The sequence below is a fragment of the Dyella acidisoli genome (assembly GCF_030160295.1).
Classification (GTDB): domain Bacteria; phylum Pseudomonadota; class Gammaproteobacteria; order Xanthomonadales; family Rhodanobacteraceae; genus Dyella_B; species Dyella_B acidisoli.
Genome location: NZ_BSOB01000002.1, coordinates 12,623 through 34,540 on the forward strand (window position 1 = coordinate 12,623; position 21,918 = coordinate 34,540).

Annotated in this window: 20 protein-coding genes; 13 read left to right on the forward strand and 7 right to left on the reverse strand. The window is 59.5% G+C overall.

Features of this window, described 5'->3' with window-relative positions; translation table 11 throughout:
• Positions 1–62 precede the first annotated feature (62 nt).
• The 6 genes from QQJ86_RS00450 to QQJ86_RS00475 all read left to right on the forward strand — a co-directional run bounded on the left by QQJ86_RS00450 (position 63) and on the right by QQJ86_RS00475 (position 6,070).
• The gene (locus tag QQJ86_RS00450) at positions 63–1,661 is read left to right on the forward strand and encodes a tetratricopeptide repeat-containing sulfotransferase family protein (protein ID WP_284318919.1); all 1,599 of its coding nucleotides are present in this window, start codon (positions 63–65) and stop codon (positions 1,659–1,661) included.
• A 419-nt stretch (positions 1,662–2,080) separates the two neighbouring features.
• Entirely contained in the window at positions 2,081–4,063 is a 1,983-nt protein-coding gene (locus QQJ86_RS00455; protein ID WP_284318920.1) for a hypothetical protein, read from the forward strand.
• 181 nt (positions 4,064–4,244) lie between these two features.
• Positions 4,245–4,937, forward strand: a complete 693-nt coding sequence (locus tag QQJ86_RS00460) for a sigma-70 family RNA polymerase sigma factor (RefSeq protein ID WP_284318921.1) — start codon at positions 4,245–4,247, stop codon at positions 4,935–4,937.
• A complete protein-coding gene (locus tag QQJ86_RS00465) occupies positions 4,934–5,293 on the forward strand; it encodes a hypothetical protein (RefSeq protein WP_284318922.1) in 360 nt (119 codons plus the stop codon). Before QQJ86_RS00460 ends, QQJ86_RS00465 begins: the two co-directional genes overlap by 4 nt.
• Positions 5,290–5,853: a hypothetical protein gene (locus QQJ86_RS00470; RefSeq protein ID WP_284318923.1), complete on the forward strand. Its 564-nt coding sequence runs from the start codon at positions 5,290–5,292 to the stop codon at positions 5,851–5,853. Before QQJ86_RS00465 ends, QQJ86_RS00470 begins: the two co-directional genes overlap by 4 nt.
• Positions 5,854–5,869: 16 nt before the next feature.
• Positions 5,870–6,070 (forward strand): hypothetical protein, encoded by a 201-nt coding sequence (locus QQJ86_RS00475; protein ID WP_284318924.1) that lies wholly within the window; start codon positions 5,870–5,872, stop codon positions 6,068–6,070.
• Between the two features lie 118 nt (positions 6,071–6,188).
• On the opposite strand, the gene QQJ86_RS00480 is transcribed toward QQJ86_RS00475, so the two are convergent.
• The 3 genes from QQJ86_RS00480 to nosR all read right to left on the reverse strand — a co-directional run bounded on the left by QQJ86_RS00480 (position 6,189) and on the right by nosR (position 10,403).
• On the reverse strand, positions 6,189–6,983 hold the full coding sequence (locus QQJ86_RS00480; RefSeq protein WP_284318925.1) for a thioesterase II family protein: 795 nt from the start codon (positions 6,981–6,983) through the stop codon (positions 6,189–6,191).
• Between the two features lie 233 nt (positions 6,984–7,216).
• Positions 7,217–8,959 (reverse strand): histidine kinase, encoded by a 1,743-nt coding sequence (locus QQJ86_RS00485; RefSeq protein WP_284318926.1) that lies wholly within the window; start codon positions 8,957–8,959, stop codon positions 7,217–7,219.
• A 19-nt stretch (positions 8,960–8,978) separates the two neighbouring features.
• Positions 8,979–10,403 (reverse strand): response regulator c-di-GMP phosphodiesterase, NosR family, encoded by a 1,425-nt coding sequence (gene nosR, locus QQJ86_RS00490; protein ID WP_284318927.1) that lies wholly within the window; start codon positions 10,401–10,403, stop codon positions 8,979–8,981.
• Positions 10,404–10,604: 201 nt separating this feature from the next.
• Between nosR and QQJ86_RS00495 the strand changes: the two genes are divergently transcribed.
• The 6 genes from QQJ86_RS00495 (at position 10,605) to lpxH (ending at position 17,821) form a co-directional block, all read left to right on the forward strand.
• Positions 10,605–11,324: a glycosyl hydrolase family 28-related protein gene (locus QQJ86_RS00495; protein WP_284318928.1), complete on the forward strand. Its 720-nt coding sequence runs from the start codon at positions 10,605–10,607 to the stop codon at positions 11,322–11,324.
• Between the two features lie 9 nt (positions 11,325–11,333).
• The gene (locus QQJ86_RS00500) at positions 11,334–11,801 is read left to right on the forward strand and encodes a right-handed parallel beta-helix repeat-containing protein (RefSeq protein ID WP_284318929.1); all 468 of its coding nucleotides are present in this window, start codon (positions 11,334–11,336) and stop codon (positions 11,799–11,801) included.
• A 768-nt stretch (positions 11,802–12,569) separates the two neighbouring features.
• Positions 12,570–14,723: a polyphosphate kinase 1 gene (gene ppk1, locus QQJ86_RS00505; RefSeq protein WP_284318946.1), complete on the forward strand. Its 2,154-nt coding sequence runs from the start codon at positions 12,570–12,572 to the stop codon at positions 14,721–14,723.
• A gap of 103 nt (positions 14,724–14,826) precedes the next feature.
• Entirely contained in the window at positions 14,827–16,326 is a 1,500-nt protein-coding gene (locus QQJ86_RS00510) for a Ppx/GppA phosphatase family protein (RefSeq protein WP_423372992.1), read from the forward strand.
• Between the two features lie 107 nt (positions 16,327–16,433).
• Positions 16,434–17,105, forward strand: a complete 672-nt coding sequence (locus QQJ86_RS00515; protein ID WP_284318947.1) for a peptidylprolyl isomerase — start codon at positions 16,434–16,436, stop codon at positions 17,103–17,105.
• On the forward strand, positions 17,102–17,821 hold the full coding sequence (lpxH, locus tag QQJ86_RS00520) for a UDP-2,3-diacylglucosamine diphosphatase (RefSeq protein ID WP_284318931.1): 720 nt from the start codon (positions 17,102–17,104) through the stop codon (positions 17,819–17,821). Before QQJ86_RS00515 ends, lpxH begins: the two co-directional genes overlap by 4 nt.
• Before the next feature lie 76 nt (positions 17,822–17,897).
• Here lpxH and QQJ86_RS00525 read toward each other — a convergent pair whose 3' ends face one another.
• Positions 17,898–18,884, reverse strand: coding sequence for a malate dehydrogenase (locus tag QQJ86_RS00525; RefSeq protein WP_284318932.1), 987 nt, complete (start codon positions 18,882–18,884; stop codon positions 17,898–17,900).
• 69 nt (positions 18,885–18,953) lie between these two features.
• On the reverse strand, positions 18,954–20,153 hold the full coding sequence (locus QQJ86_RS00530; protein WP_284318933.1) for an aminotransferase class I/II-fold pyridoxal phosphate-dependent enzyme: 1,200 nt from the start codon (positions 20,151–20,153) through the stop codon (positions 18,954–18,956).
• 200 nt (positions 20,154–20,353) lie between these two features.
• Here QQJ86_RS00530 and QQJ86_RS00535 point away from each other — a divergent pair, with 200 nt between their 5' ends.
• On the forward strand, positions 20,354–20,608 hold the full coding sequence (locus QQJ86_RS00535) for a GlsB/YeaQ/YmgE family stress response membrane protein (RefSeq protein ID WP_284318934.1): 255 nt from the start codon (positions 20,354–20,356) through the stop codon (positions 20,606–20,608).
• Positions 20,609–20,680: 72 nt separating this feature from the next.
• Here QQJ86_RS00535 and QQJ86_RS00540 read toward each other — a convergent pair whose 3' ends face one another.
• Positions 20,681–21,115 carry a YidB family protein gene (locus QQJ86_RS00540; RefSeq protein WP_284318935.1) on the reverse strand — a complete coding sequence of 145 codons (435 nt, stop codon included), beginning with the start codon at positions 21,113–21,115 and terminating at the stop codon, positions 20,681–20,683.
• A gap of 240 nt (positions 21,116–21,355) precedes the next feature.
• Positions 21,356–21,865 (reverse strand): peptidylprolyl isomerase, encoded by a 510-nt coding sequence (locus QQJ86_RS00545; RefSeq protein ID WP_284318936.1) that lies wholly within the window; start codon positions 21,863–21,865, stop codon positions 21,356–21,358.
• Positions 21,866–21,918 lie beyond the last annotated feature (53 nt).

The following is a 21,918-nucleotide window of genomic DNA, read 5'->3' on the forward strand; positions in this document are numbered from 1 at the left end:
GACATCGATGCCTCCATGTCTATCCAAGCATGGAGGCATCCTTGCCCACCTTGAGAGATTGCATGCAATCGAACGCAATGCTTTCGGAGACGAATTTGAATCCGCTACTGCAAGGCCTGGACCCTGTTGCGGCGAATCGAGTCATCGCCGCGGAACAGGCACTGGCGATGAATCGCCCTGATCAGGCCGTCGGCCAATTAGGTCCGGCGCTGGCCAGTCATCCGGATCATCCTGAAGTCTTGCGTCTGCACGCGAGTCTTCTGAGCCTGCGCGGGGAACACAGATCCGCGTTGGGCGACATGCGTCGCGCGCTGGATCAACGCCCGCACGAGGCTCTTTATCACAATGCATTTGCCCTCTTCCTCGCGGAGGCAGGCGAACTCGATCAGGCAATCGAATTTCTGCGTCGCGCCTGCGAACTTCAGCCAACTTTTGTCTTGGCCTGGTACAACCTCGGCCTGTTTCTGACCCGTAGCGCGCGCTTTGACGAAGCGCGGGATGCGCTGCGGCGCGCAGTCAGGTTGGCACCTGACTACACGGCGGCACGAGCGCAACTTGCGGATCTATTGCGCATGGACAATTCCCGCGACGAAGCCATCGCCGAATATCGAAAGCTACTTGCCGAACAGCCATGGACTGGCATGGCGTGGTGGGGCTTGGCGGAAATCAAAACGTTGCGCCTGGACGAAGAGGATAGCGATGCCATTCGACGCGCGCTCATGCATCCACGCGCCACCGACGGCGATCGCATCGCCATGGGATTTGCCCTGGCCAAGGCACTGGATGATCAAGGTCGTTATGCCGAGTCCATGCAGGCATTGGCGACGGCAAACGATATCGCCCGAAAGCATCGGACTTGGAACGCGGCAGGATTTACCGCGACGATCGAGTCGATCAACGCTGCGGCCCGTACCGCCGATGCTGGGCAAGGTCTCGGGTCGGAAGTGATTTTCATCGTGGGCATGCCGCGTTCGGGATCGACCCTGATCGAACAAATTCTCGCTTCGCATTCCAAGGTCGAAGGTACGGCGGAGCTGACTGACCTGCCCCTGATCATCGGAGAAGAGTCGGCGAGGCGCAAAAAGCCCTACCCCAAGTGGCTTCCGGAGATGAGTGCCGATGATTGGCGTCAACTGGGGCAGCGTTATTTGGAGCGAACCGCACGCTGGCGCAAGCGTCACCCGATATTTACCGACAAGCTTCCCAACAACTGGATGCACATCGGCATGATCCGCGCGATGCTTCCGGGCGCGAAGATCGTCATCAGTCGCCGCGATGCACTCGAAACCTGTTTCTCGTGTTACAGGCAGTATTTCCCCGGAAACGACTACACGCGAACGTTTCCCGACCTCGCCGCGTACTGGCGAAACTTCGATACCGCTGTGAGTTATTGGGCACAGAAAGAGCCGGCGCACGTTTACCAAAGCGTGTACGAAGACTTGCTCAAAAATCCTGAAAATCAAATTCGTGAGCTACTTACCTTCTGCGGCCTGCCCTTCGAGGAGGCATGCCTGCGTTTCAACGAAACACAACGTGCCATCGGCACGCCAAGCGCCATGCAAGTACGGCAACCGTTGCGCGCTGATACGGCGCGCGCACCACGTTACGGCGAATTATTGAATCCGTTGCGCCAAGCGCTTGGTCTTCCGGTGGCTTCGTAGGGTTCTGTGAAAGACATGCTACCCCCTCATGGTCGTCATTCCCGCGAAAGCGGGAATCCATTTGCTTCGATGCAAAAGCAAAGATGGATTCCCGCTTTCGCGGGAATGACGACCCTTGGGGTGACTTTCATCACGACGGGTACCGTGGGAGCGTAAGTCCCAACCTATATGCTTAAAAACAGAGGGGATACATGTACCGCAAGACCGTGTTATCCGCAGCCATCGTTGCAACATCAGTGATTGGTGGCTCGTATTGAAGTTCCAAGCCGAAGGGTGCTGCGGCAAACCCCTCATGCCGCCGCACCCTTCGCAATCTTGCCTCTCAGCAGCGCCGAATGCCTATGGCCGCGCAGTCTGTTGTATTGGGCATGTATGGCAATCAGCGCGTTTCCGTTCCATTCCTATTGGAGAACGTGTCCATGAAGCATACGAAGGTTCAGTATTCACGGCTGCAGCGCACGTCGTCGCTGCTGCTTGTTGTTTCGGCTCTCGCATTCGCGTGTGGAAGCGCGCATGCGCAGAGCACGGGTTATACCGGCATCTATGGTGGCGGCCCGATGTACAAACACGTGGCGAGCAATATCTCCGAGATCGAAAACTCCGGTTTCACGGAAGTTATTGTGTGGAGTGTCGAGGTAAATTCCGCGGGCGATCTCAACCTCAATGGTGAATTCCCGTTGACCTCCGGTGGCAGCTATGTGGGCAACAACACATGGCCGTCGTTCGCGGCCGACCTGGTGACCATGAAACAAGGGACGCCCAAGCGCATCACCCTCAGCATCGGCTCTTCGAACGTGGGTGATTTCCAAGACATCAAGGCCTTGGTCAATGCACAAGGTACGGGATCGAGCAGCATCCTCTACAAGGACTTCCAGGCGCTCAAAGCCGCGTTGCCGTCGGTGGACGCCATCGACTTTGATGACGAGAACAGCTACGACTCGGCCTCGACCGTGGCCTTTGCGGTGATGCTCGGCAACCTCGGTTACCACGTGACGATTTCCCCATACACCAACGCTTCCTATTGGACATCGGTGGTGTCACAGATCAACAGCCAGCTTCCCGGCACGGTCGATGGCGTGCACCTGCAAGCCTATTCCGGCGGGGCGGGTAACAGCCCATGCTCGGGTTGGAGTTTCGGTAGCGTGCCGGTTTATCCCGGACTGTGGGACAGCGACGACACACCCCCGCAGATGCAAAGCCAGATGAGCAGCTGGCACTCGCAATGCGCGATCACCGGCGGCTTCCTGTGGTTGTACGACGACATCGTCGGCAAGACTTACAACGGCGGAAACGAAACGGCCGCTTACGCCAGCGCCATTAATAACGGAGTTGGGGGAGGCACGACGACATCCGGCGTGTATGGCATCTATAGCGATGGAACGGCGTTCACCACCGGCGGGCTGGACGGCAATGGTTACGCCTACTCGGCTAATTTGCTCGGTAGCTCGAAGACTTGGAATGGCAACACCTTCAGCTTCGGTGCCGCCAATACCGCAAATGCTTTGAGCGGTAGCACCATCACCCTTACGCAAGGCCAGTACAGCGAGCTCAGCATGCTTGCGACAGGTCTCAATGGCAGCCAGGCGGCGCAGACCTTCATGGTCAACTACACCGACGGCACCAGCACGGTCATCAGCCAGAGCTTGAGCGACTGGTTCAGCCCGCAAAGCTACCCAGGTGAATCGGATGCGGTAACGATGGCCTATCGCGACACCAGCAGCGGCGGCACGGACAACCGCACGTTCTACTTGTATGGCTATGCGTTCCTAATCGACAGCACCAAGACCGTCAAAAACGTCGTGCTGCCGAACAACCGCAATGTGGCCGTGCTGTCTTATACGTTGGGCAACCCGACCATCAATGCTTCGCCGGTCAGCCTTGCGTCGTCCTTCAACCGGACTGCCATCTACAACGACGGAGCCACTTTCTCGTCCACTGGCGGCGTGGACAACGTGGGCGATGCGTACTCGGCGCAACTGCTGGGTTCGTCACTGGAGTTCAATGATGTGCTGTATCACTTCGGCAGTGCCAATGCCACCAATGACGTAAGCACGTCAGGACAGACGATCACCCTGCCTTCCGGTCAGTTCTCCGGCCTGCAATTTCTAGCTGCCGCGATGAACGGAAGCCAGACCTCGCAAACCTTTACTGTCACCTACACCGATGGCACCAAGTCGACCTTCACCCAGAGCATCAGCGATTGGTTCAGTCCGCAGAGCTATGCCGGTGAATTGCAGGCCGCCAAGCTGCCGTATCGCGACACCTACTCCGGCGGCCGCGATAGTCGCACGTTCTATCTCTACAACTACAAATTTAGCTTGAACAACGCGAAGACGGTTAAGAGCATCCAGCTGCCGAACAATACCAATGTGCAGATCATGGCTATGACTCTGGTGCAGTAGTCCAACCTTCCTGCTCCAGGCGAGCGCCACGCGGTGGCGTTCAGATCGAGTTGAATCCCCGGTAATCCACCTGTTGGTGAACCAGCGAAGGTTTCTTCGCTGGTCTTTTTTTGTGGCCATCATTTAACCCCATCCGGTAGATTCCGGCGAATACGTCTACAAACCCGACGAGGAAGGACCCATGCCCGGTAACGATGCCCTGACATATACCTGGCCTCCCAGTTGCATCGACGCGATCGGTTTTCTGCATGTGCAGTGGCCATGGCTCGCACGCGATAAGGCGTCGCCCTCCCGATCGCAGCTAAGCTCATTGACGGATGAGGCGTGCATGCGTGCGTACCAGGATGGCGACGACCGCGCTTTCCATGCGCTCTATGTGCGCTATCGAGACAAGCTTTATCGCTACACGCTCCGACTGGCGACACGCCAAGACGAAGCGGAGGAAGTGTTTCAAGAGGTGTGGCTGGCTGTGGTGCGAGGCAAGAGCGGTTATTCGTCTGGTGCGTCGTTTGCTTCGTGGTTGTTTGCCATCGCGCATCGGCGTGCAGCCGATCGCTGGCGAGTACTCGGCCGCCACGCGCCTGATGGAGTGCACCCGGCCGATCAAACGGCGACGGAGCACATGGAGCAAGAGATGCCTACCACCTCGCTTTCACCCGAGGGGCAGGCACACAACGATTCGTTGGGCCAGGCGCTGCTCGATGCCGTTGGCAAACTACCGCTGCCACAACGGGAGGCCTTTCTAATGAAAGCCGAGGGCGGCCTGGCTTTGAAGGAAATCGCCGAGGCAACCGGCGTATCGTACGAAACCGTCAAGAGCCGACTGCGCTACGCACAACAGCGCCTGCGTGATGCCTTGGAGCCCTGGCTATGAACGACGAAATATTGGATGAGCTGGTCGCGCTATATCACCAGAATGCTCGCGAAGTAGCGCCTGGCCGTTTGAATGCCCGCGTGCTGATGGCAACCGAACACGTTGCCCGGAAACGTCGCTTCAGGCTCGTATGGCCGTGGCTTGGTCTGGCGATGGCCGCAAGTGTCTTTATCTGCCTGACCCTTTATCGCGCCACGCCACCTCCTGCGCCAGTACCAAGTAACCGTCTCACTCAAAACTATCTGCTGCACATGGACGTCGAACCGTCAGGTTCGCCGGTTACTGCTTATTTGCTGAGCAACAACGAACGTGCCTACGCCCTTCTGGCCGCAGCAAACACCAAGGAAACCCCATGATCAAACGCCTGCCCCTCATCCTGGTCGCTCTCCTGCTGACCTGCCAGGTCCATGCATCCATACCAAAGGGTTGGATCGTCGCCGGCACCGCACGCGAAGCTTATGACGTAGGCACCCAAGCGGGTGATCGCCACCCTGGCGATCGCAATGCCTTCCTACGCGCAAAATCAAGCAGCAATGGCTTTGGCACGCTCATGCAGAGCATCAGCGCGGATGCCTACATCGGCAAGCGTGTGCGTCTGTCTGGTTTTCTGCGCACGCAGGATGTCATCAGCGCAGCCATGTGGATGCGTATCGACGGATCAACGGGTGTCGTAGGTTTCGACAACATGGATTCGCGCCCCTTACGCGGCACCTTGGATTGGCAGCGTTATGAAATCGTGCTGGACGTGCCGGCCAACGCGAACGCCATCGCCTTCGGGTTCCTGCTTGAAGGTAACAAGGGTCAAGTACTGGCCGACGACTTCAAGCTCGAAGTGGTGGGCAAAGAAGTACCGTTGACCGGTATCGGACGCCCTGTTTTCCCTTCTGCGCCGATAAACCTCAATTTCGAGCAGTGACCCAGGAGCAAACTCTATGAAATCAAATGGCCAGCGCCTCTTAATGATCTACGCAGGTGTGCTAACCGTCGTACTTGCTGCGGCCGCGGTGAGCGGCTTCGTGCAGGCGTCAAGATCAATGACTCTTAAGCAGTTTGACGTTCAGCGAATCAACATGCACGAGCCCAATGCCATCACGCCGCTCCTCATTTCCATCCGTGTTGAGGTAGCGATATAGCGACGGCACGCAGGAAATTTCACGCCACTTCAGCAACAAGCATCGCTACCACACCGGATAGCGAAGGGCTCAACGCCAGCGCGATCGTCGCCTTCGCTTCGTTCACTGGCAAAATCATTCATGCATGACCCCTGGCCACTTTCTGTGCTTCATCTTGGCTCCAACGCGCTATCAAGTCGCCGATCAGCACCGTGCGCTGATGATTGAGGTAGAAATGGTCGCCTTCGAAGCTGCGGCAGGTAAAACCAGGCATCGCCCAGCGCTCCCAGGCCAGTATGCGTGTCGGTGTGATATGTGTATCGGTGGTACCGGCATAAGCAGTGATCGGGAGTTGGAACGCGCTGCCTTCCGGTACCACGTAGCTGTCGATGAGATTGAAGTCCGCGCGCAGGACCGACAGCACCATCTGCAGGTATTCGGGATGTCCGAGGATCTCTTTTGGCGTGGCGGCAAAACTGTCCAGTGTTCGCAACAGTTCGGCATCGCTCAGGGTGGCACGTGATTTTTCCCGCCGGCACAGTTGCGGCGCTGGGCACGCCGATACAAAGAGCCGCTGCGGCAGAGGCAAGCGGCGTTCGTGCAACTGTCGCGCCACTTCGAAGGCGGTCACGCCGCCCAAGCTATGGCCGAAGAAGGCGAATGGCAGGTCCAGCGGCATCGCATCGACCAGCATCATGGCCAGCGTGTCCAGCCGATAGAGCGGCCGTTCGGCGACGCGTGTTTCTCGACCGGGAATCGCCACTGCCCACACTTCGGTATGGGGCGCAACATGCTTGGGCCACTCCCAGAACAGCGAGGGACCACCGCCTGCGTGGTGGAAGCAGATCAAGCGGCGGCGGGCACCTGCGCTCGCGCCGAAGCGCCGGAACCAGCGTCCCGGATCGACTGCGCTTGCCCGCGTGCTTACTACCATGCCCCTCTCCCTTCCCTAACGTCTTCTTGGGTTGTCCCGATCGATTCCGCCTAATCGCGTAGCTGAGATGTTAATCGTAGGCAGGGACAAAACCCAATATAGGGAAGACGCTAGCTTGTCCGGGACCTCATCCAAACCCGCTCGCCACAGGCGTAATTTACGTTGCGGCCAAGACGACGCCTCTTTCTCCGCCCACTCGGCAAGGTCCTTCCCCCTGACCACTTCACCCCAACTTACGCCGCTCGTTCGCCGCGCCTGACCGGAATCATCACCGTGAACGTCGTTCCGTGGCCGGGTCGACTTTCGACATCAATGCGTCCGCGGTGATGCTCGATGATGCCGTGAGAAATCGACAGGCCCAATCCCGTGCCTTGCCCGATCGGCTTGGTGGTAAAGAAGGGATCGAAAATCCTTCTCATGACATCTTCGGCGATACCGGCGCCGGTGTCGGCAATGGAGACCGTTGCGATATCACCCCAGCATGCCGTTTTGACAGTAATCGTGCCCTGGCCCTTGATGGCTTGCGCGGCGTTCACCAGAAGATTCATGAAAACCTGGTTGAGTTGGGCTGCATTGCATTCGATGGGCGGTAGCTCTCCGTAATCACGTACGATATTCGCTTTATATTTGATCTCATTGTGCACAACGTTCAGCGTGCTCTCCAATCCCGCGTGCAGATCTGACAACGCCCATTCGTCACCACTAGGCCTGGAGAAGTCGCGCAAGTCGCGCACGATCTGGCGCACACGCATCGCTCCTTCGATTGATTCATCGATAAGCATCATGATGTCGTTGCGCACATAGTCGAGATCGAGATCGACCGCTATCTTTGCAACCGGCCTGAGCATGTCCGCAGCAGGCACGCCGGTGGCCGCTTCTTGCGCGACGATCACTGCCAGCAGCTGTCTGACCCAGCTCTTCAAGGTGTTGAGATTGGCGTTGACAAAGCTGATCGGATTGTTGATTTCATGCGCCACGCCTGCTGCCAGCTGGCCGATCGATGCCAATTTTTCAGATTGAAGAAGTTGCTTGCCAGCTTCTTCCAGCATGTGAATCAACCGGTGCTGCTCTTCCTTCTCGATAATGAGTCGATACAGAGTCGCCTTGCGTTGTTCGATCTCCTCCTCCATCCGTCGGCGTGTCTGCTCGAGGACACGCGTCGTCTGCTCGTATTGGCGTAGCGCCCCTTCGAGCTCACCCGTTCGTTTTCTGACTTGTTCTTCAAGTGTGTCGTTCATGCCGCGCAGAAAAGCAGTACGCGCATCAAAGCGGGACACGACGAGCGTGGCACTCAGAATGGTGGCAGTAACCACTGCGATGGTGCCACCCAGCCACGGCCCACGGATGCCATTGACAGTGGTGCAAATGGCATTGACCTGAAAGTGTGCAGACGCCATGCCTGTGTAATGCATGCCGGCGATGGCAATGCCCATGACGCTGGCCGCACCGATACGCTTCATGATGACGTGCGACTTGTCTTCCATGCTGAGCCGATGCGCCAACCAAAGTGCGATGGTCGAGGTCACGATGGCGATGGCAACCGAAGCGATGAACAGCAACGGGTCATAATCGATCGGTGGGTCCATCTGCAAAGCCGTCATGCCCACATAGTGCATGCCGGCGATGCCAAGCCCCATCAGCACGCCGCCTGCAGCGAGTCTTTCCGGCTTCAATACGGGTCGCGTGACCGCATTGAGTGCAAAGTAGGAGACGAACATGGCAATGGCCAGCGAAAGGAACGTCTCGCGAAAGTCGTACCCCAGCGGAACGGACAGGGAAAAAGCGAGCATGCCGATGAAGTGCATGGCCCAGATGCCGATGCCCATGGAAGCCGCGCCCGCAGCCAGCCATCCAAGTCGCAAGCGTGGCTTGCCGATCAGCGAAATAAGGCTGCTCAAATCCAGTGCTGTATAGGACGCCAGCGTTGCAATAGCGAGAGAGAGCGCAACGAGCGAAGGGCTGTACGTTCCGTTCATGAGTACCCCTAACCAACACTCACACGGCTTGCGCAACGCAATCGGAATCTTCTGGTGGAGCCTGGACCAGAATGGTGAGCGGTGTTTCTTCCTGCGCCTCGTAACGCCGGACAATCGCAACCTGGTAGTCGGACACTACGCTCCCTTTCGTCATGAGCAGCACGCCACGGCGGGTACGCAGATCATCGGCCAGGTGCATGCCAGCGGCCAGTTGCGCACCGGCAATCTGTACATAAGGCATCGCACCATCCAACTTGGATGAGTCTTTTAGCAATGCAAGGAAATGCTCAACTACCCGAGGGTCGTAGCGCAGATTGGCCTGCAGCTTAATAAGCTCGACCGCCTGCTCTGGCAGCATGCGCTCTCTCGCCAGCGCTCCGCTTTGCAGTCCTTCGTAATCACGCACCACAGCAAGAATCCGCGAACCGATGGGAATGTGTTCACCAAGCAGACCATCCGGCGTACCCCGTCCGTTAAAGCGCTCGTACTGATGCCGAATGATGTGCGCCACATGGGTAAGCTGGGCAACGGGTGTAAGCAGCATTTGCGCGCGCAGCGGGTGCTGGTGATAGAGATGACTTTCCGCTGGCGTCATCCGATCGACGGACTGGTGCAGCAAATCGTCAGGCAGAGACAGCTTGCCAACGCCGTGTAATAACCCGGCAAAATAGAGATCTTGCGCGTCGAGACCATCCAAGCCGAGTGCGAGCGCCAGTTGCTTCGCCAATTGACCAACGCGATGGGATTCGCCGCCGATCGCACCGCAACGCAGCTCGATCATGCTGGCGCCAACTTGCACCATGGTCATGAAGTTGCGCTTCAGATCCTTCTGGGCATCTTCCAGGAACATCACGGTTTGCCGGATTTCCTCGGTCCTTGCTTTTACCTTCGCTTCAAGCGCGGTATTGAAGCAGGCAAGCTGCTCGTTCTGCTGTTGCGTAAGAATCAACAGCCTGGCCGTCTCCTTGCGCAGCCGTTGCTGCTCGAGCGCCTGCTTGATGGTGAGAAGCAGATCGTGCTCATCCCAGGGTTTGCTCAGATAACGGTAAACCCCTCCTTCATTGATCGCTCGCACCACCGATTCGAGTTCCGAATAGCCGGTGAGCAGAATGCGCATGGTTTCCGGATAGAGCGCCTGCGCTTGCGACAGCAGATCCGCGCCGGACATGCCCGGCATGCGCATATCGGAAATGATCAGGTCCACCTCGTTGGCACCGAGCACATCCAGTGCAGCGGCACCGCTCGCCGCCGTAAGGACTCGATAGGATGCCGTGGCCAGCAGACGCCTGAGCGCGGACAGAATGTTTGGCTCGTCGTCGACGACAAGAACCGTAGGTGTTCTTGTCGCGTCTTCGCGCACGGCAGAGACAGGTGCCTGTGTGGATGCTTCCAGCACGGCAGACAAAATCTTTTCGTCTGATGGATTCACGAGAAGTCGCCTCATGCGTGACTCGATGAGGTTATCGACGACAGATCAGGGAATCTTTAGGTAGGAACTGCTTCGCAGATGCATGTAAATCGTGAAGACAATGTCTACATACTGTGAGCGAAAACATCATTTCACATTTTCGCTTTCACAGGTGGATGACGAATCTTAGCCTCGCAGTAAAAAACATGCTGTACACATAAAATCAGGGGGCAATTCATGAACATCAAGTCCGCGCCGAAAGGTGCGCAGGGGAAGGTCGTTCCCATTCCCGGCCGTTTACGCCGTTTCGGTCTCACTTCGCGCGACAGATTTTTGACGGTCATCGCAGCGTCTTTGGCCCTGGCTGGCGCAGCGATGCCTGCATCCGCCACCAACTGGTGGACGGCAACGCCGACCATTTCGATCGGCCCCACCGTACTCAATGTCCGCAACTTTGGCGCCATGGGTAACGGCGCGACGGACGACACCGCTGCATTCCAAGCGGCCATCAATGCCCTGCCCGCCAGTGGCGGTACGGTCGTGGTGCCGGACGGCACATACATGATCAACGCACTCAAGGCCATCAATCTGCGCTCGCATGTGCGCCTGTCGATGTGGGGCAATGCATATCTGCAGGCTATTCCAAACAACGCCAGCCGCTACTGGGTGGTGAAGGTGTGGAACGTGAACAACGTCGAGATCGTTGGCGGCCACGTCATCGGGGAGCGCAGCACGCATCAGGGCACCAGCGGCGAGTGGGGTTATGACATCAGCGTCTCCGGCTCAAGCAACGTCTACGTGCACGACATCAAGCTCGCCGACTCCTGGGGTGACGGCATCCTGATCGGCGCGATCGGCTCGGGCACGTCAGCCGTACTGTCGACTAACGTAACGCTCAACCGCGTCACCTCCGACAACAACCGCCGCCAGGCCCTGACCATTGCACCGGCCACCTAGGTGTACGTGGTGAACAGCACTTTCACAGGCTCCAACGGCACCGCACCGCAAGCTGGCATCGACATCGAGCCGATGACACAAGGCACCACGCAACACATACGACTGGAGAACACCATGCTGGCGAACAATGCCGGCAATGGCCTGGAAATTCACGACTACGTGTCGGACCTGACGGTGAACAAGGTCACGTCCGAGAACAATAAAGGTTACGGTGTGTTCGCCAACAGCCCCAATGGCGTGGCGATCACGAACAGTACGCTTACGGAGAACTACCTGTTCGGCGTGGACATCGGCGGCGTCACCAGCAATGTGCAGCTTGTCGGCAACACGATCAACTACAACGGCGCCGCGTGGTTTGTTGCGCACAACGTGTCGGTCTTCACGTCGGGTTGGGTGCCGCGCGACATCACGATTTCGAGCACGGCTACGAACGTTACGCAGTTCAATAACATCGTTTCGCCGCTGCGTACAAAGTAATCTCGGCGATTCGATCGTCTGCAAGCCAAAGCCCTCTCCTTCGCGAGGGGGCTTTTTTGTAGGGTGGGGTGTAAACCCCAACATCGCGATGCATGTGTGCATGGCAATGTTGGGGTTGTAGCCCCAACCTACACGAACTTCAGGTCGGCATGTCGCGAGTTTCGCCATTGCCTGCGGCGCTTTCGGACCCTAAAGTGCCCGAGTCACTTTTCTTTGCTGGCCAAAGAAAAGTAACCCAAAGAAATGGCCTGAAGAGCTCACAGCATTGCATGGGTTACAAGCCTGAAGGATGTCGCCTTGCTTTGATCGTTGGCGGGCCAAGCTTCCACCACCCCGCTATAACGCGAGGCGTCGAAGCATTGCGGGCTTAAAGCGCGCCCTCCGCAGGTTGAGCTTGGCTGAGATCTGCCCGATCTGCTTTAAGTCCTCAGCGCTTCGACGCCTCGCGGTATAGCGGGGGCGTCGAACCATGGGCGACCAACCACCTATCTAGCCATACACGTTCAGGCTTTTCCCTTCCGCATGCTGTGAGCCGTTTAGGCCATTTCTTTGGGTTACTTTTCTTTGGGCCAGCAAAGAAAAGTGACCCGGTCGCTTCGCGACCGGAAGCGCCGCAGGCAATGGTCCAACCCACGAAATACCCAGCTGAGGCGAGACGCTAACCAGGCCCAAAGGGAACAGGCGATCACGCATCGCGCATTACAAAACGTTGAACGCCTTCTTACAAACAGCATATGCGCGGCGCTGTTCATGAGTAAGAATGTGCGGATGCCGCGCCGTCAAGCTACCCAACCCGTCGTCAACAACGAAACCTCCCAGCCCGAGCTGTTCCTGAGCCGCGAGCTGGCCACTCTCGAATTCAATTTCCGGGTCCTCGCACAAGCGCGCGATACCAGCATTCCGCTGCTGGAACGCCTGCGTTACCTGAGCATCGTGGCAAACAACCTCGACGAATTCTTCGAGGTGCGTGTGGCGATGCTCAAACATCATCACCAGTTCGGCTCCGCAGCGCCCGGGCCCGACGGTATTTCTTCCGGCGAGCTGCTGGCGCGCATCCGCGAGCGGGTGCTCGACTTGGTAAGCGCGCAGTACACCACCTGGCAGGACGAGCTCGGCCCTGCGCTAGTCGCGGAGGACATCCACTTTCTCACTCGCAAGCAATGGACGCCGCGCCAGCGCCGCTGGCTGCACGGCTACTTCGAAAACGAAGTGCTGCCGGTACTCTCGCCGCTGGGCCTGGATCCCGCGCATCCTTTCCCGCGCATCCTCAACAAGACGTTGAACATCGCGGTAGTGCTGCAAGGCCGCGACGCATTCGGCCACGAAGGTCATATGGCGCTAGTGCGCGCACCGCGCTCGTTGCCGCGTATCATCCGCATTCCGAACGAAGTCAGTGGCTCGGGGGATCACTATGTGTTCCTGGCTGAGCTGCTGCAGGCGTTCGTCGACATGATGTTCCCCGGCTTCAAGGTGGCCGGCTCGTATCAGTTCCGCGTCACTCGCAACAGCGAGCTGATCGTGGAAGAGGAAGAAGTCGAAAATCTTGCACGGGCACTGGCAGAAGAGCTGCATGGCCGCGGCTATGCACGTCCAGTGCGGCTGGAGATCGGTGCCGATTGCCCGCAATCGATCGTATCGATGCTTATCAGCAATTTCGAGCTGGAAGAAACCGACGTCTACCGATGCAACGGTCCGGTCAACATCATCCGCGCCGGACTGGTCTATGACGAACTCGATCGGCCGGTATTGAAGTTCCCGCGTTTCACCTCTGCCCTGCCCGCTGCACTGAGCACTGGCCGCAAGATTTTCGAAGTACTCGGCCAGCGCGACATCCTGCTGCATCATCCCTACGAATCGTTCAACGCGGTCGTGGATCTGCTGCGCGAAACCGTGCAGGACCCGGACGTACTGGCGATCAAGCAAACCCTTTACCGCGCCGGCAAAGACACGCCATTGGTGGATCTGCTGGTGGAAGCGGCGCGCAACGGCAAGGACGTCACCGTGGTGATCGAGCTGCGCGCGCGGTTCGACGAGGAAGCCAACATCCGCTTCGCCACGCGCCTGCAGGAAGCCGGCGTGCAAGTGGTGTACGGCGTGGTGGGCTTCAAGACGCACGCCAAGATGATGCTGATCGTGCGGCGCGAGAACGGCCACCTGCGGCGCTACGTGCATCTTTCCACCGGCAACTATCACCAGACCAACAGCCGTCTCTACACCGACATCGGCCTGATGACGGCCAATCCAGAAATCGGCGAAGACCTGCACAAGATCTTCCAGCAACTCTCCGGCCTGGGCCCGGTGATCAATCTCAAGCGACTGCTGCATTCGCCCTTCACGCTGTACAAAAGCGTGGTGGAGAAAATCGAACGCGAAACCGCGCACGCACGCGACGGCAAGCCCGCACGCATCGTCGCCAAGCTCAACGCGATGAACGAGTCGCACGTGATCGAAGCCCTGTACGCCGCGGCGCAGGCTGGCGTGGAGATCGACTTGATCGTGCGCGGCGCCTGCACCTTGCGGCCCGGATTACCGGGCGTGTCCGAACGCATTCGCGTGCGCTCGATCGTCGGCCGCTTCCTTGAACACAGCCGCGTGTACTGGTTTGCGAACGATGGCGCGCCGGAAATCTACTGCGCCAGTGCGGACTGGATGGAGCGCAACTTGATGCGGCGTATCGAAGTTGCGTTTCCGATTCTCGATCCGCAATTGGCTGAGCGCGTCTACGAGGAAACACTGGCCAACTATCTCGCCGATAACACACAGGCCTGGTTGCTGGACGGCAACGGGCAGTACACGCGCGCCACGCCGGGTGACGACAAGCCGCATTCGGCGCAGGAGGCCTTGCTGGTGAAGCTGTGCAGCGCGTCGGCAGTTGCGCCCACGCGCATGTCCACTCCTTCCACGCTCCGTGACAGTGAGTAGGTTGGGATGAGTCCCGACTCAACGCGCAGGGTTGATGATGTAGCTATCCATGCGAGAATCCCCGCAGTTCGAACAGGAGTCCCGCGTGAGCCTCGGTGACCAGATGCAGATCAAGGATGGCGAGCTCATGGCCGCCGTCGACATCGGCTCAAACAGTTTCCACATGGTGGTAGCGCGCATGGAGCACGGCGAACCGCGCGTGATCGACCGTCTGCGCGAAACCGTACGCATGGCCGCTGGCTTGCGCGCCGATGGCACCCTCGATGCAGAGCATCGCGCCCGCGCACTGAACTGCCTGGCCCGCTTCGGACAACGCATCGCTGGCATTCCCACCGCTCGCGTCCGTGCCGTGGCCACCAACACGGTGCGTCGCCTTGCATCGCCGCAGGCGTTCCTCACCGCCGCAGAAGCAGCGCTTGGCAATCCGGTGGAAGTCGTCTCAGGCCGCGAGGAAGGCCGCCTGATCTTTCTCGGCGTATCGCACGATCTGCCCACCTCGCGCGAGCCGCGCCTGGTGATCGACATTGGCGGCGGCAGTACCGAATTCATCATCGGCCGTGGCCTGGCGCCGCTGCATACCGAAAGCGTGCAGGTCGGCTGCATCGCCACCACGCAGCGCTTCTTTCCCGGCGGCAAGCTCACACGCAAGCGCTGGCAGAAGGCACGCGGCGAGATCGGCGTGTTACTGCAACAGTTCTCGGAGGAATACCTGGAAGCCGGCTGGACAGATGCCTTCGGCTCCTCTGGCAGCGCCAAGGCGATCGGCGCCGTGGTGCAAGCCATGAAGCTTTCCGATCATGGCGTTACCCCCACATCGCTGGCCATGTTGCGCGATGCGCTGCTCGAACAGGGTCAGATCACCACGCTTAAGCTGCCAGGCCTGTCGGACGAGCGCGCGCCGGTGTTTGCAGGCGCCCTAGTGATCTTCGAAGCGGCGTTCGCCGCACTCGGCATCGAACGCCTGCGCGTGTGCGAGAGTTCGATGCGCGAAGGCCTGCTGTGGGATCTGATCGGCCGCGCCGGCGGCACCGATCCACGCACATCCAGCATCGATGCATTGGCCAACCGCTACGGCGTGGACCGCGCACAGGCGCGCCGCGTGGAATCCACCGCACTAGCGCTGTTCGACCAAGCCGCCCCGAGCTGGAAGCTGGATGGCGAAGCGCGCGAGTGGCTGTCGTGGGCCACGCGCGTGCACGAAATCGGCCTGGCCATCGCACACAGCCAGTATCACCAACACGGCGCCTATATCATGCGCAATGCGGACTTGGCCGGCTTCTCCAAGCAGGAACAGCATCTGCTAGCGGCCATCGTGCAGGCGCATCGACGCAAACCCGACAAAACCACCTTCGCAGCCTTACCGCAACGCTACCGCCAACTGGCCAAGCACATCACCGCGCTGCTGCGGCTGGCCGTGCTGTTACGCCGCGCGCGCAGGCCGGAATCCATGCCGCCGCTGCGCCTCAGCACAACCGCACAACGCCTTGGATTGCGCCTGCCGGCGGCGTGGCTGGAGCAACATCCGCTGACCCAGGCCGACCTGGAGCAGGAAATCACGCCGATGGCGGAGCTGGGTTTGACGTTGTCGATCGGGACCGAGTGATGAAGCCCCTCTCTCAAAGGGAGAGAGGCGTGTCGGCACCAATCAGCCATAAGCAGGCTCCACCCGCGTATGATGCGCGGATATTTCAGCCGTACCGCTCCCTCATCATGCCAAAGTACCTGCTGACCGCCCTCTTCCTCATCGCTCCGCTCGCCGTTGCGCAGACCACCAAGCCAGCCGCCGCACCCACTGCGCCGGCAGCGGCCAATCCCACGGTGATCCTGCATACCTCCCAAGGTGACATCACGCTGGAGCTGTACGCGGACAAATCACCCAAGAGTGTCGCGAACTTCCTGCGCTACGCGCATGAAGGCTTCTATGCCGGCACCGTCTTCCACCGCGTAATTCCCGGCTACCTCATCCAAGGCGGCCTCTACACAGCGGAACTGCAGCCACGTCGCACGCATTCGCCCGTAGCCAGCGAAGCAGACAATGGCCTTTCCAATCTGCGCGGCACCGTTGCGGTTGCGCGCGGTGCGGACCCCAATTCCGGCACATCGCAGTTCTTCATCAACCTGGTGGACGATCGCCGCCTCGACTATGTCGGCAACCAGAATGGCCTCACCTGGGGCTACACCGTCTTCGGCAAAGTGGTCAAAGGCATGGAAGTGGTCGACAAGATGGCCAGCCTGCCTACGCGTGCACAAGGCCCCTTCGCTGCCGACGTGCCCAACCCGCTGGTGGTGATCCAAAGCGTGAACATCGAAGGTGAAGAAGCGCCCGCCGCGCCAGCCTCCGCCGCAAAGCCTGTCGCCACTGCGCCACGCAAGTCGAAATGAGCACGCTCTTCATCTCGGACCTGCACCTCGACGATAGCCGCCCGCACATCACCACGCTGTTCGAACATTATCTGGCCAGCGACGAAGTACGCAGGGCCGATGCGCTGTACATCCTTGGCGATCTGGTCGAAGCATGGGTTGGCGATGATGACGATGCGGAGCTGCCGCAACGCATTGCACGCGCCACCCATGCGGTGCGCGATGCGGGCGTGCCGGTGTATTTCATCGTAGGCAATCGTGACTTCCTACTCGGTGAAGCGTATGCCGCGCGCGCGGGCCTCGCATTGATCGAAGACGGAACAGTGCACGATCTCTACGGCACGCCCACTTTGCTGATGCATGGCGACGTGCTCTGCACCGACGACGTGGCATATCAGCAGTTCCGCCGCCAAGTGCGTTCGCCGGAATGGAGGGCACAGGTGCTGTCGATGCCACTGGACGCACGCCGCGCGTTGGCCGCGAAAGCCCGCGCCGAAAGTCGCAGCCACACCAGCAGCACTATGGAAACCCTGATGGACGTCAATGCCGATGCCGTAGCGCAAGCCATGCGCCATGCGGGCGTGACGCATCTGATCCACGGGCACACGCATCGTCCCGCCATCCATCGTTTCGAATTGGATGGCCAAACCGCCGAACGCATCGTGCTGGGCGATTGGTATGAGCAAGGTTCGGTGCTGCGGGTGACGCCAGAAGGGCGCGAGTTGCGCGCCATCTAACTAAGGCAACGCTTCTCATAAAACAAAACGGCCATCCTTGCAGATGGCCGTTTTGTTTCTTACCGAAAACCGCGGATTACTTCTTCGCAAACAAATGCTCGACACCCGCGCGCTCTTCGCGCAGTTCCTTGTCAGTAGCATCCATACGTGCACGCGAGAAATCGTTGATTTCCAGGCCCTGCACGATTTCGTACTTGCCGTTCTTCACCGTCACCGGGTAGCCGTAGATCACGCCCGGCTGGATGCCGTAGGAACCATCGGACGGAATGCCCATCGACACCCAGTCACCTTCAGCAGTGCCAAGCGCCCAGGTGCGCATGTGATCGATGGCGGCTGAAGCGGCTGAAGCCGCCGACGAAGCACCGCGCGCCTTGATGATCGCTGCGCCGCGCTGCTGCACGGTGGGGATGAAATCCTTCTCGTACCAGGTCTGGTCGACCAGGCTCAGCGCCGGCTTGCCGCCCACAACGGCGTGGTGCAGATCCGGGTACTGCGTGGAGCTGTGATTGCCCCAGATGGTGACTTTCTTGATGTCGGTGGTGTGCTTGCCGGTCTTTTCGGCGAGCTGCGACAGCGCACGGTTGTGATCCAGGCGCACCATCGCGGTGAAGCACTTCGGATCGAGGTCAGGTGCGTTCTGCTGCGCGATCAGCGAATTGGTGTTGGCCGGGTTGCCGACCACCAGCACGCGCACGTCGCGCTTGGCGTGATCGTTCAGCGCCTTGCCCTGCGGAGCGAAGATGGCGCCGTTGGCTTCCAGCAGATCCTTGCGCTCCATGCCCGGACCGCGCGGACGTGCACCGACCAGCAACGCGTAATCGACGTCCTTGAAGGCGACGTTGACGTCGTCAGTGGCGACCACGCCAGCGAGCAGCGGGAACGCGCAATCGTTGAGCTCCATCACCACACCTTGCAGCGCGGGCAGCGCCGGCGTGATTTCGAGCAGATGCAGGATCACCGGCTGATCCGGACCGAGCATGTCGCCGGCGGCGATGCGGAACAGCAGGGCGTAACCGATCTGGCCGGCTGCGCCGGTCACGGCAACACGAACGGGGGCTTTCATCGTGGCAACTCCTTCAGGTGCATAAAACGACAAAGCCGGCATCCTAACGATGCCGGCCGTAAAAAAAGATCAACTCAGTTCGGCGAAGAATTCGGCGATGCGGGCAAGGCCAGGTTCGAGCTGAGCGGTGGGACAGGTGTAGGAAATGCGCATGGCACGCGGCTCGCCAAAGGCCGAGCCCGGCACGCAGGCCACGCCCTTGGCACCCAGCAACGCGGCGCAGAAATCCACGTCGGTCTCGATGCGTGTGCCGTTGTGGCTCTTGCCAAACGCCACCGAGATATCCGGGAACGCATAGAACGCGCCCTGCGGACGCGGGCACACCACACCTGGAATCTTCGCCAGCGCAGCCAGCACCACATCGCGCTTCTGCGCGAATTCCTTGCACTTGGCCTGCGGCACGTCCTGCGGACCGCTGAAGGCTGCAATGGCCGCGGCAGCGATTACTTCCGGCACGCTGGTGATGTGGTTGGAATTGAGCGTAGTGATCGCTTTGGCGACGTTTTCCGGTCCGGCGATCAGACCCACGCGCCAACCCGGCATGCCGTAGGTCTTGGAAACGGAATCGACGAAGATCAACCGATCGCGCAGCTCCGGCCGTGCGAACACGAAGTTGTGATAGCCGATGCCATCAAACACCATCGAGTTGTAGATGTCGTCGGTGATGATCCACGTGTCCGGGTATTGCGCCAGCACGTCCGCCAGCGCGGCGATTTCCTCGCGCGTGTAGACCATGCCGCTGGGGTTGGACGGATTGTTGAACAGGAACACTTTCGGCTTGCGCGCCAGCGCCGTTTCCAGTTGCTGCGGCGTGAGCTTGTAGTTCTGATCAGGGCCGCAATGCAGCACGTTGGCTTTCGCGCCCACGATGTCGGCGATGTCGTGATAGGTGGTCCAGTACGGCGCCGGGAAACAGATTTCGTCGCCTTCGTTGAGCAGCGCCTCGGCCAGGTTGTACAGCACCTGCTTGGCGCCGATGCCCACCGACAGGTTCAGGCGTCCGTAGCCTTTGAAACCCAGGGCTTCGATGTGCTTGAGGAAGGCATCCAGCAGTGCATCGGAGCCGCGATTGCTGCCGTACTGACCGCTATCGTGCGACAGCGCTTCGCGTGCGGCGGCATACACATGTTCGCCAGGCAGAAAGTTCGGTACGCCGATGGAGAAGCTGATGATGTCGCGGCCGGAGGCCTTGAGTTGCTTGGCCGTTTCGGCGATGACCATGATCGCGCTGGGTTTCGCGCGGCCAATACGCTGGGCGAGCTGGGGCATGGCTTCCTCGTGAGTGCGGGACAGCAAACTTGGCGATTTTAGCATGCGGCGTTGCGGCAACCCGAGAGGCTGATGCGACAGACCCAGAAAATTCCTATTGCTCCGTAACGGTGCGCTGGCATGATGTGGCCGGACCGCTGCAAGACCGGGCGGAGGGGGTGTCACGCCATCAACCAAGGCTCAGACGCAAGGGGAAGTCCATGTTCCATATCATCTGGTCCATCATCGTCGGTTTCATCGTTGGCCTTATCGCACGTTGGATCGTGCCGGGTGCCGAGCACTATGGGTTCATCATGACCACCGTGGTGGGCATCGTGGGCTCCGTCATCGGCGGCTTTATCGGCACGCTGTTCAGTAAGCCGCAGCCCGGTCAGAAATTTCATACGGCCGGTTTTTTGCTTTCGATCGTCGGCGCAGTCATCCTGGTGTACTTGCTGCGCTTCATCCAGCACTGAAGTCCCGGCATCGACCGGTACAAAAAAAAGCACGGCGGGTTCTCCCCACCGTGCTTTTTTTATGGATGACGCTTAGGCCGTCTTTGCGGCCAGCAGCTTTTCGGCCAGGCCACCGAGCATTGACAGATCGAAGCCTCCGCCACCATTCGAAGGCACTTGGCCGTCCGGGGTGACGTGATCCACCGCATGCGGCAGCACTTGCGCGAGCTGGCCGATCAACTGGCTGGGATCCACACCAAGCTTGCCGGCCGCGTTATTCACCACCGAATCAAGGCCACTCTTCTGCAGCACCTGATTGAGCTGGTCGCCAGAAATGGCCTGGTTTGCACCCGTACCGATCCACGATTGCACCGCATCGCCGAGGCCATGCTGCTGCAATGTGCTGGCCAGACCCTGCACACCGCCTGCCTGCTGGATCAACTGCCCGGCTACCGAGATCAGCGAACCGCCGCCCTCGCCCTGATTATTACCGCCCAACAGACTGCCCAAGCTATCGAGTAACGACATGGCTGTGCTCCTTTGAGAAAGATCCAAGCTCGACGATTCTATGTCGACGTCGGCTACACGGTCGTAACAGTGGCGTGAAGAACGCTACTCCCTCTCCCCTTCGTGGAGAGGGTTGGGGTGAGGGGCAAACCTCGCGACGAACTTCACTAAAACACCTCGTCGCAAAATCAATCTCCACGCTAACGTGTCCCCTCACCCTAGCCCTCTCCCCGGAGGGGAGAGGGAACAAAGAGCAATAGATCAACCGCGCTGATCGAGCACCGTGTTCCATTCCTTGACACGCTCGGCCTGAGCGGCCAGCAGCGCATCCACATCGCCTTCCACCGTGACCTTCTCGATCGCGTCGCCCTGCTTGATCGCATTGACCACCTTCTGGTCTTCCGCACTGACCACTTCGCCGAACACGCTGTGCTTGCCATCCAGCCAGGGCGTGGCGCCATGGGTGATGAAGAACTGGCTGCCGTTGGTGCGGGGGCCGGCGTTGGCCATGGACAGAATGCCCGGCTTGTCGTGCTTCAGCGAAGGATTGAACTCGTCTTCGAAGCGATAGCCCGGACCGCCGCGGCCGCTACCTTCAGGGCAGCCGCCCTGGATCATGAAGTCGGCAATCACACGATGGAACGACAGGCCATCGTAATAGCCGCGACGCGCGAGATTGACGAAGCTCGCCACCGTCACCGGGGTTTTGTCGTCATGCAAACGCAGGTGGATCGGGCCGCGGTTGGTGGTGATCGTAACGTTGATGGCCATGGAGATTCCTTGTGGTATTGAACGAACGTGCGCCCAGGAAACGTAGGGCGCCG

What these genes read in the sequence shown, in the direction of transcription:
- QQJ86_RS00540 (WP_284318935.1), bottom strand. Translation starts at nt 21,115, where the DNA reads ATGTCGTTACTCGATAGCTTGGGCAGTCTGTTGGGCGGTAATAATCAG.
- QQJ86_RS00515 (WP_284318947.1), top strand. Translation starts at nt 16,434, where the DNA reads ATGCCAAAGTACCTGCTGACCGCCCTCTTCCTCATCGCTCCGCTCGCC.
- QQJ86_RS00470 (WP_284318923.1), top strand. Translation starts at nt 5,290, where the DNA reads ATGATCAAACGCCTGCCCCTCATCCTGGTCGCTCTCCTGCTGACCTGC.
- ppk1 (WP_284318946.1), top strand. Translation starts at nt 12,570, where the DNA reads ATGCCGCGCCGTCAAGCTACCCAACCCGTCGTCAACAACGAAACCTCC.
- QQJ86_RS00545 (WP_284318936.1), bottom strand. Translation starts at nt 21,865, where the DNA reads ATGGCCATCAACGTTACGATCACCACCAACCGCGGCCCGATCCACCTG.
- QQJ86_RS00480 (WP_284318925.1), bottom strand. Translation starts at nt 6,983, where the DNA reads ATGGTAGTAAGCACGCGGGCAAGCGCAGTCGATCCGGGACGCTGGTTC.
- lpxH (WP_284318931.1), top strand. Translation starts at nt 17,102, where the DNA reads ATGAGCACGCTCTTCATCTCGGACCTGCACCTCGACGATAGCCGCCCG.
- QQJ86_RS00465 (WP_284318922.1), top strand. Translation starts at nt 4,934, where the DNA reads ATGAACGACGAAATATTGGATGAGCTGGTCGCGCTATATCACCAGAAT.
- QQJ86_RS00510 (WP_423372992.1), top strand. Translation starts at nt 14,827, where the DNA reads ATGCAGATCAAGGATGGCGAGCTCATGGCCGCCGTCGACATCGGCTCA.
- QQJ86_RS00450 (WP_284318919.1), top strand. Translation starts at nt 63, where the DNA reads ATGCAATCGAACGCAATGCTTTCGGAGACGAATTTGAATCCGCTACTG.
- QQJ86_RS00475 (WP_284318924.1), top strand. Translation starts at nt 5,870, where the DNA reads ATGAAATCAAATGGCCAGCGCCTCTTAATGATCTACGCAGGTGTGCTA.
- QQJ86_RS00535 (WP_284318934.1), top strand. Translation starts at nt 20,354, where the DNA reads ATGTTCCATATCATCTGGTCCATCATCGTCGGTTTCATCGTTGGCCTT.
- QQJ86_RS00455 (WP_284318920.1), top strand. Translation starts at nt 2,081, where the DNA reads ATGAAGCATACGAAGGTTCAGTATTCACGGCTGCAGCGCACGTCGTCG.
- QQJ86_RS00525 (WP_284318932.1), bottom strand. Translation starts at nt 18,884, where the DNA reads ATGAAAGCCCCCGTTCGTGTTGCCGTGACCGGCGCAGCCGGCCAGATC.
- QQJ86_RS00460 (WP_284318921.1), top strand. Translation starts at nt 4,245, where the DNA reads ATGCCCGGTAACGATGCCCTGACATATACCTGGCCTCCCAGTTGCATC.
- QQJ86_RS00495 (WP_284318928.1), top strand. Translation starts at nt 10,605, where the DNA reads ATGAACATCAAGTCCGCGCCGAAAGGTGCGCAGGGGAAGGTCGTTCCC.
- nosR (WP_284318927.1), bottom strand. Translation starts at nt 10,403, where the DNA reads ATGAGGCGACTTCTCGTGAATCCATCAGACGAAAAGATTTTGTCTGCC.
- QQJ86_RS00485 (WP_284318926.1), bottom strand. Translation starts at nt 8,959, where the DNA reads ATGAACGGAACGTACAGCCCTTCGCTCGTTGCGCTCTCTCTCGCTATT.
- QQJ86_RS00530 (WP_284318933.1), bottom strand. Translation starts at nt 20,153, where the DNA reads ATGCCCCAGCTCGCCCAGCGTATTGGCCGCGCGAAACCCAGCGCGATC.